General features: G+C 39.8%; 13 protein-coding genes. 6 read left to right on the top strand and 7 right to left on the bottom strand.

The window, feature by feature from the left end; translation table 11 throughout:
* Positions 1 to 392: 392 nt before the first annotated feature.
* From AC6CIB_RS18055 to AC6CIB_RS18040, 4 genes are all read left to right on the top strand, one after another.
* Positions 393 to 1082, top strand: coding sequence for a response regulator transcription factor (locus AC6CIB_RS18055; protein ID WP_498283000.1), 690 nt, complete (start codon positions 393 to 395; stop codon positions 1080 to 1082).
* Positions 1079 to 2083 carry a sensor histidine kinase gene (locus AC6CIB_RS18050; protein WP_498282998.1) on the top strand — a complete coding sequence of 335 codons (1005 nt, stop codon included), beginning with the start codon at positions 1079 to 1081 and terminating at the stop codon, positions 2081 to 2083. Before AC6CIB_RS18055 ends, AC6CIB_RS18050 begins: the two co-directional genes overlap by 4 nt.
* Before the next feature lie 100 nt (positions 2084 to 2183).
* Positions 2184 to 2945, top strand: a complete 762-nt coding sequence (locus AC6CIB_RS18045) for an ABC transporter ATP-binding protein (RefSeq protein ID WP_498282996.1) — start codon at positions 2184 to 2186, stop codon at positions 2943 to 2945.
* On the top strand, positions 2935 to 4881 hold the full coding sequence (locus tag AC6CIB_RS18040) for an FtsX-like permease family protein (protein WP_498282994.1): 1947 nt from the start codon (positions 2935 to 2937) through the stop codon (positions 4879 to 4881). Before AC6CIB_RS18045 ends, AC6CIB_RS18040 begins: the two co-directional genes overlap by 11 nt.
* A 67-nt stretch (positions 4882 to 4948) precedes the next feature.
* On the opposite strand, the gene AC6CIB_RS18035 is transcribed toward AC6CIB_RS18040, so the two are convergent.
* The 7 genes from AC6CIB_RS18035 to AC6CIB_RS18005 all read right to left on the bottom strand — a co-directional run bounded on the left by AC6CIB_RS18035 (position 4949) and on the right by AC6CIB_RS18005 (position 9957).
* On the bottom strand, positions 4949 to 5074 hold the full coding sequence (locus AC6CIB_RS18035) for a hypothetical protein (protein ID WP_498282992.1): 126 nt from the start codon (positions 5072 to 5074) through the stop codon (positions 4949 to 4951).
* Between the two features lie 786 nt (positions 5075 to 5860).
* Entirely contained in the window at positions 5861 to 6280 is a 420-nt protein-coding gene (locus tag AC6CIB_RS18030) for a hypothetical protein (RefSeq protein WP_498282990.1), read from the bottom strand.
* A 15-nt stretch (positions 6281 to 6295) separates the two neighbouring features.
* Complete coding sequence (locus AC6CIB_RS18025; RefSeq protein ID WP_498282988.1) at positions 6296 to 7090, bottom strand: hypothetical protein; 795 nt, start codon at positions 7088 to 7090, stop codon at positions 6296 to 6298.
* A 12-nt stretch (positions 7091 to 7102) separates the two neighbouring features.
* Positions 7103 to 7810 (bottom strand): hypothetical protein, encoded by a 708-nt coding sequence (locus AC6CIB_RS18020; protein ID WP_498282986.1) that lies wholly within the window; start codon positions 7808 to 7810, stop codon positions 7103 to 7105.
* Positions 7811 to 7843: 33 nt separating this feature from the next.
* Positions 7844 to 9277: a ribonuclease YeeF family protein gene (locus AC6CIB_RS18015; protein WP_498282984.1), complete on the bottom strand. Its 1434-nt coding sequence runs from the start codon at positions 9275 to 9277 to the stop codon at positions 7844 to 7846.
* 14 nt (positions 9278 to 9291) lie between these two features.
* Positions 9292 to 9570, bottom strand: a complete 279-nt coding sequence (locus AC6CIB_RS18010) for a YwqI/YxiC family protein (protein WP_498282982.1) — start codon at positions 9568 to 9570, stop codon at positions 9292 to 9294.
* 36 nt (positions 9571 to 9606) lie between these two features.
* Entirely contained in the window at positions 9607 to 9957 is a 351-nt protein-coding gene (locus tag AC6CIB_RS18005; RefSeq protein ID WP_498282980.1) for a YwqH-like family protein, read from the bottom strand.
* A 279-nt stretch (positions 9958 to 10236) separates the two neighbouring features.
* On the opposite strand from AC6CIB_RS18005, the gene AC6CIB_RS18000 reads away from it, so the two are divergent.
* On the top strand, positions 10237 to 10755 hold the full coding sequence (locus AC6CIB_RS18000) for a PH domain-containing protein (RefSeq protein WP_498282978.1): 519 nt from the start codon (positions 10237 to 10239) through the stop codon (positions 10753 to 10755).
* 145 nt (positions 10756 to 10900) lie between these two features.
* Positions 10901 to 12181: a PH domain-containing protein gene (locus AC6CIB_RS17995; protein ID WP_498282976.1), complete on the top strand. Its 1281-nt coding sequence runs from the start codon at positions 10901 to 10903 to the stop codon at positions 12179 to 12181.
* Position 12182 lies beyond the last annotated feature (1 nt).

Genomic DNA, 12182 nt, shown 5'->3' with positions numbered 1-12182 from the left:
AGAACCAGACCAATTAGTTACAAGTACTTACTATATATCCTTATTTTTACTTTTATAAACCATTTTCAAAAAAATCACATGTCATTTTTTTGCGATTTAATTTAAGAAACTTCCCCCTTCTAGTCAGGAGTAAGTTTTCTTAAATGTTGGTTTGGTTTAATAAGAAAGAAGGTAAGAGCTTCTTACAGATTCTCTACGTTCCCTCTCTGCCCATTCATCTGATACGTTACATCATACTTCTCTGCCAGGATATCCATATCCGAATGATATGCTTCCACCAACTTGTCATACTCCTCCATTTTGGCAAAGGTATTCCTTTTACTCGCTTTATGGCAAATACATGCGATTTCCTATACAATTTATGTAAACAGCAAGATTGTGGGGTGACTTATTTGTTCAAATTATTACTAATCGAAGATGACACAACCCTATTTAATGAAATCAAGGAGCGGCTTTCCCAGTGGTCCTATGATGTATATGGAATTACTGATTTCAATCACGTGATGCAGGAATTCACCGAGGTAAAACCGGATCTTGTGATCATTGATATTCAATTGCCTAAATTCGATGGCTTCCACTGGTGCCGGATGATCCGCACACACTCCAAGGTGCCGATCCTGTTCCTGTCTTCCCGTGATCACCCGACTGATATGGTCATGTCCATGCAGCTTGGGGCAGATGACTTCATCCAGAAGCCCTTTCATTTTGATGTCCTGATCGCAAAGGTACAGGCTACACTCCGGAGGGTGTATAACTATAACACCGAACAGGTGAGCATCAAGACCTGGTGCGGGGCAACCGTCGATTTTGAACGTAACACTGTATCCAATGAACGGGGTTACATTGAATTGACAAAGAATGAGATGTATATCTTAAAACTTCTAATAGATCAGAAAAATAAGATCGTCAGCAGGGATGCTTTGATTAATAGCCTCTGGGATGATAAACGTTTCATCAGCGACAATACGTTGACCGTAAATGTGAACCGCCTTCGGAAGCGGTTGGAAGAGATTGAATTGGGCCGCTTCATTGAAACCAAAGTCGGCCAGGGGTATCTGGCCATTGAAGAGGATTCGCCATGATCCGTATATTTTTATGGGAACGAAAAAGCTGGATATTGTTCTTTATCGTTCTTCACCTTTTATTGATCTTTATCGCCTATATCGATACGGCCATCCCCTTACAACCGATCCTTTATATGGTGTTTCTGTCGCTGTTCTTTTTCATCGTTTTTGTTTTCATTCGATACCAGAAGGAAACCCGTTTCTTTAAACGACTGAAGGAATGGGATCAAAATCTCAACATCACTGGGGTGGATGCTCCCGATACTCCTTTTGAAGAAATTATTTCAGATAGTTTATCAGAGCAAGCAAACCTTCTGAGGAAGGCAGCATCTGAAAATCGGATGCTACTCGAACAGGAAAAAGATGACCTCCTGTCCTGGATTCATGAAGTGAAAACCCCATTGACTGCTATGCATTTGATGATTGAGCGTATAGAGAACGAATCTTTAAAGGCTCCAATAAAGTACGAATGGCTGCGGATCCACCTTCTGTTGGATCAACAGCTTCATCAGAAGCGGATGGCGTTTATGGAGAATGATCTATATATCGAGAACACCGATCTTGAGACGGTTATATTTCAGGAAATAAAAACGCTGCAATCCTGGTGTATTCAAAAAGGAATCGGGTTTGACATTCAAATGGATGTCACGGAAGTGCTGAGCGATACAAAATGGCTGGCTTTTATGATCAGGCAGCTTTTAACCAATGCCGTAAAATACAGCACCTCCTCGGATATTATCATTAAGAGTGATGATCATGACGGGAGAGGGGTCCTCACCATTCAGGATTTCGGGAGGGGCATAGATCCCAAGGACCTGCCAAGGATCTTTGACAAAGGCTTCACCTCGACCATCGACCACAATGATCAATCCTCCACCGGCATGGGGTTGTATCTAACGAAAAAAGTGTCGGAGTCTTTGCTGATTTCCATAGAGTTCGAGTCCAAACGAGGAGAAGGAACACGGATCACCCTCACCTTTCCTAAGAAGAACGATTTCGTCCAACTTACCGGCGTGTGACAAAAATGTCACATGCTTTTCTGTTTTGTTCGAACAATAAAAGGAAAAGAAACTTCCTGCTTTTTATAATAAGAGTATCAAATCAAAGGAGTTTTTCACGATGACGATATTAGAAGCAACAAAACTTCATAAAAGCTACGGAAATAAATTCAACAAACAGGAAGTCTTAAAGGGAATCGACCTATCGATCCAAAAAGGCGAATTCGTCAGTATCATGGGGGCATCCGGTTCCGGAAAAACGACTCTTTTGAACGTCCTTTCCTCCATCGACAAAGTGAGTGAGGGTTCGATTAAGATTGAAAGCAATGAGATGACGATGATGAAAGAAAAGCAGCTGGCTCAATTCCGAAAAAATCATCTGGGCTTTATCTTTCAGGAATACAACCTGCTGGACACGTTAACGGTGAAAGAAAATATTCTTCTGCCTTTATCCATCACAAAGACACCCAAAAAGGAAGCCGATCAGAAATTCAACGATCTTGCTTCAGAGTTGGGGATTCTTGAATTAAAAGATAAGTACCCGAACGAAATCTCAGGTGGGCAAAAGCAACGCACATCAGCCGCTCGTGCATTCATCCATGAACCAAGCATCATTTTCGCCGACGAGCCAACAGGTGCACTCGACTCAAAGTCAGCCTCCGATCTTTTGAACAAGCTGAGTGAGCTAAATCAAAAGCTGAAGGCGACGATTGTCATGGTGACTCATGATCCAGTAGCTGCCAGCTACTGCAGTCGGGTGATTTTCATCAAGGACGGGCAAATCTATACTCAATTAAATAAAGGTGAACAGGAAAGACCGCATTTCTTCAAGGACATCATGAAAACCCAAGGCGTGCTGGGTGGGGTGCAGAATGAACATTAATACCCTTATCTTCAGAAACCTGAAGAAGAATTTGAAGAATTATTATCTGTATGTATTTGCTTTAGTCTTCAGTGTCGCTCTTTATTTTGCCTTTGTGACCCTGCAGTATGATCCATCCATGGATGCAGTGAAGGGATCCATCAAAGGCGGCGCAGCCGTTCGTGCCGCTTCCGTTTTACTTGTCGTCATCGTCTCTATTTTTCTTTTGTATGCGAATACGCTCTTTATTAAAAGAAGAAGTAAAGAAATTGGGTTATTTCAATTAATCGGAATGACCAAGAATAAGATCTTTCGTATTTTGAGCGTGGAGAACTTCATCCTTTATTTCGGGTCATTGATACTCGGAATCTTAATCGGATTCTCCTTCTCGAAATTGATCATCATGATTCTATTCAAAATAACCGGAGTCGAGGCGATTGCCACACTCCACTTCTCTATCCAGGCACTTATCCAGACCATCATTGTTTTCTGCGCGATCTACCTGTTGATCATGCTGATGAACTTTGTATTTATTAAAAGACAAAGCATATTATCACTGTTCAGGGTCCGTTCTTCAACGGAAACAAAAGTGAAAAAGATGTCCAAGTTTGAAATCATCATCGGGATCTTCGGGATGATCTTGATTGCCTCGGGGTACTACGTATCTTCCAAATTGTTTGGCGGGGACCTCACGACCATGCCCCAGCTGTTTGGGGCCATGCTCTTAATACTTGGCTCGGTCATCATCGGGACCTACCTGTTTTATAAAGGATCCGTGAGCTTCATTTTTAACGTCATACGAAAGAAGAAAGATGGTTATCTAAATATCAACGAAGTCTTATCCCTTTCATCCATCATGTTCCGGATGAAATCGAACGCCTTATTGCTGACAATCATCACGACGGTATCGGCACTGGCTATAGCGTTATTGTCCCTGAGCTATATAGGCTATTATTCTGCTGAAAAAACAGCTCAAAATAGTGTTCCGACCGATTTTTCATTTACAAATACACAAGACTTCCAACACTTTAAAGATGCCTTACTGGACAATGGCATCCAATACAAGAAGGAAGAAATCGAAGTCATTGAAGTATTGGTCAACCTAAAAGGTATTACAGACTCTGAATTTGGCGAACTGAACGGTTCTTTAGATGCCATGCCAAACTCCGTCATCAGCGAAAAAAGCGTTGAAGGCGTCGATGTAAAAGAAGACGAAACGATCTTTACAGGCTATAACGACTTACTTCAAAAGGTCATTCCGTTACATGATTCAGGGGTGACAGAACTGAAAGGAAAAACGGAGGTCACCAAGCTCAAGTACTTGGGAATGCGTGATGAATACCCTATTTCATGGTATTTTACAGCAGGGGGATCACCTGTGGTGATCGTGGATGACAATGTATTCAAACGCCTGAAGAATGATTTAGATCCTGCTATACAGAAGGAATCTTCTCTCTACATCGGGGTGACGATTGAACAAGAAAAAGATATCTTGAAAGCAAACGACCTCTTTCATGAGTTAAGCCTGGACGGGGGATGGGCAAACGACTCCCAGCACGATAGGAAAGCAGAACAGAAACAAAATATCGGACTCATCATGTTCATCGTCGGGTTCCTTGGTCTCACCTTCCTGATCACATCCGGATGCATCCTGTACTTTAAACAAATGGACGAAAGTGAAGATGAGAAACCGAACTATACAATTTTAAGAAAACTGGGCTTCACTCAGGGTGACTTATTGAGAGGCATTCAAGCCAAGCAGCTTTTCAGCTTCGGAATCCCTTTGCTCATCGGTCTCCTGCACAGTTACTTCGCGGTTCAATCCGGGTGGTTCCTGTTCGGTGCCGAGGTTTGGACGCCGATGATTATTGTGATGGGGTTATATACGGTGTTGTATTCGATTTTCGGTGTGTTATCTGTGCTTTATTATAAAAAAGTGATCAAAGCATCACTTTAATGGAAAGAGCCATCCCTTAAAAGCTGGGATGGCCCTTTCTCTTTGCCTTTCTTTATGTAGTCCGGGGTTACTTCCTTTTCTGGCTTTTCAACTTATTCATTTCAAGTTCGGCAGCATATTCTTCCTGGGATTTTCCTTGTTTGAAGCTTTCAGATTGGATTTTTTTGAATTTGTTATCATTTTGATTTGGCATGTCCACACCTCCTGATATTTGGTTATTATGGACATGTCTTTGACATTTATTCTTATTTTTCATAATCCAACTTTATTCTTTTTATCAAGGATACTTACTATCTCTCTTAGGTGAACCGAAATCAGGGAAAAGTCTTTTTACAGTTTTAATATTTCTTTTTACATAAAAGATGTATCTACTTTATGATCGACGTAAACAAGCAATAAACGATAAGATAATAAGAAAAAAAGACGATAGGATCATTTGCGCCAATACATAGCCGATACCAGAGGCAGCAGTAATAGGAGAAAGGTTTAAAGTCTTTTTTCCTTTTTGAAGTCGTGAGTAAGTACCGGAATTCAATGAACGTATGTTAATCCAATTCATTACTAAAAGTAGCGAAATAAACATTATCAGCCCTATAACTGCTGGTACTACCCCATTCATTTGAAAATGAATATATATTAATTTTTGTATAACTAAAAAATACACATATGTATTAATAACACCATACACACCGAAAAAAAGATAATATGATTTTTCGAATGTATATGGGGCAACAATAAACTGAATTGCCCATAAGTGAATAAAAATTACTGGATACCAGACCAAAAAAACAAGGGAATCAATGGTTCACCTAAGAGGAAAATCACCCCAATGATATCCAGAAATATTTAAAAAAAGACAAGTATATTCCCTCTATTATCTCTCGGTTTTTGAAACCTTAAATAAGACAATGTAATCTCATCTATTTTTTCTTTCTTCAAATAAGCACACCTCCTATAACAACATCATTCATATTGAGTTTTAGTTATGCTTTTGTTTTTCTAGAAAAGTAACGACTTCTTCAACATTCTTTGTATAAAGAAGGACGTATCGGAAATCAAACATGGTTTTTGTTTCGACGATAAGGTATTCTTCATGAGGAATTGAATTAAAGAGTTTTTTCCACTTGAATTTTTTCTCCATTTTCTTTGTTTCTTCTTTTATCCTATCCATATCCAACCTAAGTACCGCAAAGCTTGGAGAAGAAATTTCAGTTTCTGGAAATCTTTTTTTTAGAATCTCTATATTTTTTTCTGATAGATTTACCTCGGAAACCACCTCAATGTTTCCCGCCTTTTCGAACCTATTACTGTAATCGTCTAGCTCATCAAAAGTTAACTCTTTTTCTGGAAAGACAGCTATACAAAAAATATCCTCTGTATCCTTCTTTTTTAAAAACAATGTTAAGCCACCCTTCTAATTCACTTCTTGTTTCATTTTTACTCTCTCAAAAACTCCTGCTATTTCCTGTACTAACGCTTCTCCCGTTGCCTGACGGGCACTCAACCACTCCATACCGTCTTTACTAACTATTCTTAATGTCCAATTATAGGAGGGTGAGGAGAGGACATGTACACCTTCGATATTCCAATCATGTTCATCTTTGTAGAACATCATTAATCGAGTGGTATGAATTATCCTTTGTAATGATCTATTAAACTGTTTGACTATTAAACTATCTTGGTCCATTCCATTATTTAAAGATAATTCATCCAAGTTGAATATGGCTTGTTCTTTACAGTAGAGAAGATAATCACTTGGGAGTATGTATAAGAGATCATTTAAACGTATAGATCGATTTTCAATACCTATAAGCATTCTAGGAAAAATGACTTGCTTAAGGGTCCATTCAGGAGCCAGATGAGTATAGATTTTATAACTTGTTTCATTCTCTTTCATGCATTCGATGACCTGATTGTCACTGAAATAGAAAATGCTTTGTTCCAGCTGATCCGTTACAATTTCTGCGACCAAATTGCTCTTTGCAATAACCCACATGGCCCCAATGAATTGATCCTCGAATCTAAGTTCACCTTCAATATAATCCACCAGTTTAAACTTTTGCAGCTTTTTAAACATTATTTCCCATTCTTTTTCCAGTTCATCATCTCGGTAGTTAGGAAAAGGGTTATTTATACCTATCAGAACTTTTCCACCTAACATCTTTACAAGTAAATATAAATCTTTGTTAGTTAATGTCCAGTTAATCAATCATAATCCCCCTTAACCGAATTTTCTCGACGCTTTGGGTTTTCCAAATTCAGGATACATTTTTAGTACTTTATCATAATTTTTTCGAATGTATATAAACCGGTGGATAAAAGTAGCTAAATAGGCTGTCAAAATGGATACAATCGAATATGCGATAATCATTGCAATCATAAAAGCTGAGTCAGTAACCAGATAGGACATAAGAAACTGTGCAATCACATACCCAAAACTTGAAGCAGCAACTATAGGAGTAACATTAATCTTAGATTTTCCATTTTGAAGCTTGGCATATGTACCTGAATAGAGCATTTTCACGTTGAAAATTTGAAAGAAAGCCAGTATAAAAATCATAAGCAATAGTCCCATATAAAAGTAGCTGTTGCTTTCTACACCAATGTGCATATATAAAAATTTCTGAATGACAAGGAAATAAACGTAAGTATTTACAACCCCAAAAATACCAAGGTATAAGTAGTAAGACTTTTCAAATTTATAGGGAGCGATTATATAGAGAATGGCCCAAAGATGAACACATATGATGGGTGTTAGAGCTGCCCAAAAAAAGGGGGCAAAAAAAGGAATGCTAAGTAATGGCAGTAACCCTACAAAGTCCATGCATATTAATAAAAAGCCTATTACGTTTCTTCTGTTTTCTTTAGGGAATTGCATATTATTTAGATAAGACATTGTAATATCATCTATATCTCTGTATCTTTTCAAATTCTTTCACCTCAATAATTGGAATCTCTGTGACTAGCTAAACCAAGACCCTACCTTATTAATGATTCCAGTAGTCCCTTTTTTAATAGCATCTCCGATGGAATCTCCTTTACCATCATTATCAACATCCATAAATTTCAAATCACTTAATAATGATGTTGTAATCATCCCAAAAGCAGCACCTGCTACAGCCCCCACAGCCAAACCAACTGGGCCTCCGATAGCGCCACCTGCCAGTGCACCAACATATGCTGATGAAGCTATAGAAGCCCCTGCTACGGCAACATCTCCTGTAACATTCCCCGCAATTTCACTCGCTGATTGATCATTTTGAACGCCATGTACAATATCACCGACCACAGTAGTTCCAACTCCAATATATCCAATTTTATTTCCAGCCCATTTAAAGGATTGTTTTACCCCTGTCATGGGGTCAACTAACTTATAAAGCTTAGGATAATTAGTAGCGTTGGTCCCGCTATAGTTATTTTTCTTAAAGTCCATCAGTTCAGGATTAGTTAATGAAACACGAACACGTCTTTTCCCTTGAGCCGTCGTATAATAACTTTTGGTTGCCCCAAATCCTTTTTGAGCTATGTTCACACTCTTCGCAGCCCCATACCCGGCTGCAGTCGTAATACCCAAATTCGTCGCAGCATTAATCGGCTGCTCACGCCACTGATCAAAATTGATTCCCAACGTCGGTGTCGGGTCCCATTCCGGCTGCAGTCCATTCACGGTATCTGCTGCTTCAACGCCATTTTCGACAAATCGGGGATTGTTGGTTAACTCGAAATAAGGGTTCGTCGACCCGCTGTCAGCCCTATAATTAGGGTTATAGCAGCTATTGGGCTGATACGTATCGATTGAGATTTTCCCGTTGGAGAAGAGACCTTGAATTTGGTGAATGTATTGGTTCATCGTGTGGACATCCTGTTGGATTGGCTCTAGGTTAGCAGATTGACTTTGATCAAACTGGTGGAGTTTTTCGACGGTTTGATCTTTTTGCTGCCTCGCAACGTGAACCTGTTGAAGAAAAGAATCGTCCTGTAATCTTGGTAATGAGACGATATCCTGAACACTTTGAATCGTTTCATTGGACTCACTTGTTAAGTCCATGACAATATCTCTTCCTCGATTTAATCCATTTTCCACATCGTGCTGCAAAAAGTTTTCCTGTATATATCCATTTTGGGCTGGCTCCAACCCTTGTAGTTCATTTTTAATGGCTTTCAGGGTAGATTCATATGTCTCCACCAGTTGCTGATAGAACTCCAGGAAAGATTGATGGGAATCCTGATAGAAAGCCCGTATCGATTGCCCCCCTTTTCCTTTGAAAGAGGCATCTTGAGAAATAAAGTCACTTATGGCTGATTCGATTTCAATCATCTGTTCTTTTTGCTGATTTAACTTTCGAAGAACTTGTTCTAATCCTGACTCCAGAGACATGACATCCAGTGTTTTCATCCCTATTTCTCTCCTTACCTGGCTTTGATATGTGAAGACAGTTCCTGATCGGCAAACGCCATATCCTGTACAGCCTGTCGTGTCAATTCTTCATTTCTAATAAGCAGTTCTTTATAACTCTGTACCATCTGTTCCATGCTTTGGTTCAACTCGTTTAATTTTGTTACCACTTCCAGGTGATTTTCAAGACCAATGTTTTTAGGTACATCCGGTTGAAGAGATTCTGCAGAGGATTTAATTTTTGAAAGGTGTTGGTCTATCTCACCTTGTACTACCCTGATTTCATTAACCATACAAGCTACCTCCCGCTATATTAAATACATTTCTTTCTATTCAGTTTTTGCTTCTGCCTCAGATTCCAACCTGCGAATGGTATGTTCAATCGCCTGGATTTCACTTCGTATGGTTTGCATCTTACTGCTCAGCATAGAGAACACTTCACTAAACTGGTTATTTTCAATGTCCGTAAAATAATGAAGCATACCTTCAAGCCTTATTTCATCAAATTTATTTGCAAGCGTTCCTTGCCAAGTGAATGTTGATAATTCAGGATTTGTAATAGATTCCTGATAACTTGAAAATTCCTGTTTGTTGCCTTGAAGTTTGCTATGACATTCCTGAAGCCTTTGAAGTTGCTCACGCTTCTCTCTTAACAACCCGTAGTAAAAAAATAAAGACAAGGACCTTCACCTCAATTGATTACTCTAATTTATAAAATTTTCCAATCTTTTTAACTATAACATGGATGAAATCGTGTCAGAATGATAGAATCTGTTTATTTTTAGACCATGCGAGTAATTCTTTTTACCTATTCTATTCGTTTTTTATCAATGAATAATACAAATTATTAATTAAGTATCACAGTTTTTGTAAAATGAAACCTATTTCTTAACTATTATTTTCCATATTATGAAACTTTTCTTTTGCTAAACGCGTATTTTAAGTCAGAGGTGAAAAAAATGTACATAAACATACATGAACCGACTCAAACCATATCAAAAAAGGCCACTAAAGTCTGGCGGATATCCAACACGATAGGACATACAACAGCACTGATCATCATCGGGGTCCTGATTATGTGCAGTGTTCGATTCGATTGGTATGACTGGGTTGGGATTGTTCTTTACGTTCTGGGTGGGCTGTTCATTGTTTCTTCCATTTTCTCTATCTTCATTGAACCCATTTATCTTCAAAGAACCTGGCGCTATCAGGTCGATCAGGAATTCGTTCAGTTGAAATTCGGGAAGTTTCAGCGACAGCACATCCTGATCCCCATGGAGAAAGTGGAATACGTCCGTACTGAGCAGGGACCCATCATGCGTCGGTACGACCTTTATGACCTTGAAATCGGAACTACGACCTCTAACCACAAAATACCTGCCATACCGGCAAATGTAGCGAAGACATTAAAAGCAGAGATTGCCACCTTCGCAAAGATTCGGGAGAAAGATTCAAAGGAAGGAGAAATAGGAGCATGACCCATTCTGCCAAACGATATCACCCAGCCTATATCATCGTGGAATTGGTATCATCTGCAAAGAATCTCTTTGGATTCTATATCTCCTGTTCCTTCTGAAGGCGAATTCAACAGCCGGATGGGTAATATGGGGCCGCTCCGCCCTGTTGATTGCAACAGTGGGGGCTGTACTATCCATCTTTGCCAAGTGGGTTTTTAACCACTATGAATTAGGAAATAAAACTATCCTCTTCAGAGAAGGGATGTTCGTTAAAAAGCAAAAAACGGTCTCCTGGGATCGGATCCACAGCCATAGGTCCAATACGGCCTTCATTCATCGCTGGTTCGGATTAACTTCTTTAACCATGGAAACAGGGACGAGTGGAGAAAATGCCCAATTTGAATTTCCCGTCATCACACAAGGAGAGAAAGATCGCATTTTATCTTACCTCGAACGGAAGCAAGAAAGAGATGAATCGGAAGAAGGTATAAAGCCAAAACGCACGGTACACTTTCAAACAACCAGGAAAGACCTGATTAAAGCATCCTTCACATCACTCAGTTTCCTGGCGATCTTCCCATTAGTAAGTGCCATCTATTTCAATCTGGCCGATTTCTTTGCCATCGAAGAATCAGCAGAAAGTGCCTGGCACTACTTACTGAATCATGTGTGGATCCTGATCCTCCTTTTCCTCGCTACCATGACCCTGTCCATCTTGATCGGTTTCGTCAAGACTTCTATCAAGTACGGAAACTATGTCATAAGTGATGACCTTGAACGAATTTATATCGAAAAAGGGATTGGGAATGAGGTCAGCTACTCAATCTCAAAGAATAAAGTACAAGCTGTCAGAGTGGAACAAACCATTGTGAAAAGGATTCTCGGCCTTGTGTCGATCAAGTTGATCAGTGCCGGCTCCTCTGAAGGTGGAAAAGAGGAAATAAGTTCTTTATATCCCTTTATGCCAAAACGTGAAGCTTATGACATGCTGCACACCATCCTTCCCCACTACCCAATCAAAGAGGAGATGGTACGCTTTCCACTAAAGGTCCTTTGGCTGAAGCTCTTCCAACCTTATTATTTGACGATTGCTGCTGGAGTGGGCCTATGGATCTTTAAAATGGAATGGATATGGATCGCAGGGATTGTCTTTGGAGTATCCATCCTCCTGCGAATCCTTGATTACTGGTTTACAAGTTACACCCGCAACGGTCACACCGTGCAAATTCGAAAAGGAGGCTGGTTGAACGAAACCTTCGTCACCCATCGGGACCGGATTCAGCAGGTGACCGTGAAACACTCATGGCTGGAGCGGAAGGTTGGAGTGGCTACCATCATGTTCTCGAATCGGTCAAATCCGACCCACGAGAGTTTATTGTTTGGGGTGTCGAAAGAGGAAGCGGGTACGTTTTATGAGTGGTATCATAAGAAATCCACCCCAGGATGAG

This window comes from Rossellomorea sp. GQ25 (assembly GCF_059758515.1).
The sequence above is the reverse complement of the archived record's forward strand: the minus strand, read 5'-3'. Positions and strand labels throughout refer to the sequence as shown.

What these genes read in the sequence shown, in the direction of transcription:
- AC6CIB_RS18050 (WP_498282998.1), top strand. Translation starts at nt 1,079, where the DNA reads ATGATCCGTATATTTTTATGGGAACGAAAAAGCTGGATATTGTTCTTT.
- AC6CIB_RS18010 (WP_498282982.1), bottom strand. Translation starts at nt 9,570, where the DNA reads ATGGTTAATGAAATCAGGGTAGTACAAGGTGAGATAGACCAACACCTT.
- AC6CIB_RS18035 (WP_498282992.1), bottom strand. Translation starts at nt 5,074, where the DNA reads ATGCCAAATCAAAATGATAACAAATTCAAAAAAATCCAATCTGAAAGC.
- AC6CIB_RS18040 (WP_498282994.1), top strand. Translation starts at nt 2,935, where the DNA reads ATGAACATTAATACCCTTATCTTCAGAAACCTGAAGAAGAATTTGAAG.
- AC6CIB_RS18015 (WP_498282984.1), bottom strand. Translation starts at nt 9,277, where the DNA reads ATGAAAACACTGGATGTCATGTCTCTGGAGTCAGGATTAGAACAAGTT.
- AC6CIB_RS18045 (WP_498282996.1), top strand. Translation starts at nt 2,184, where the DNA reads ATGACGATATTAGAAGCAACAAAACTTCATAAAAGCTACGGAAATAAA.
- AC6CIB_RS18000 (WP_498282978.1), top strand. Translation starts at nt 10,237, where the DNA reads ATGTACATAAACATACATGAACCGACTCAAACCATATCAAAAAAGGCC.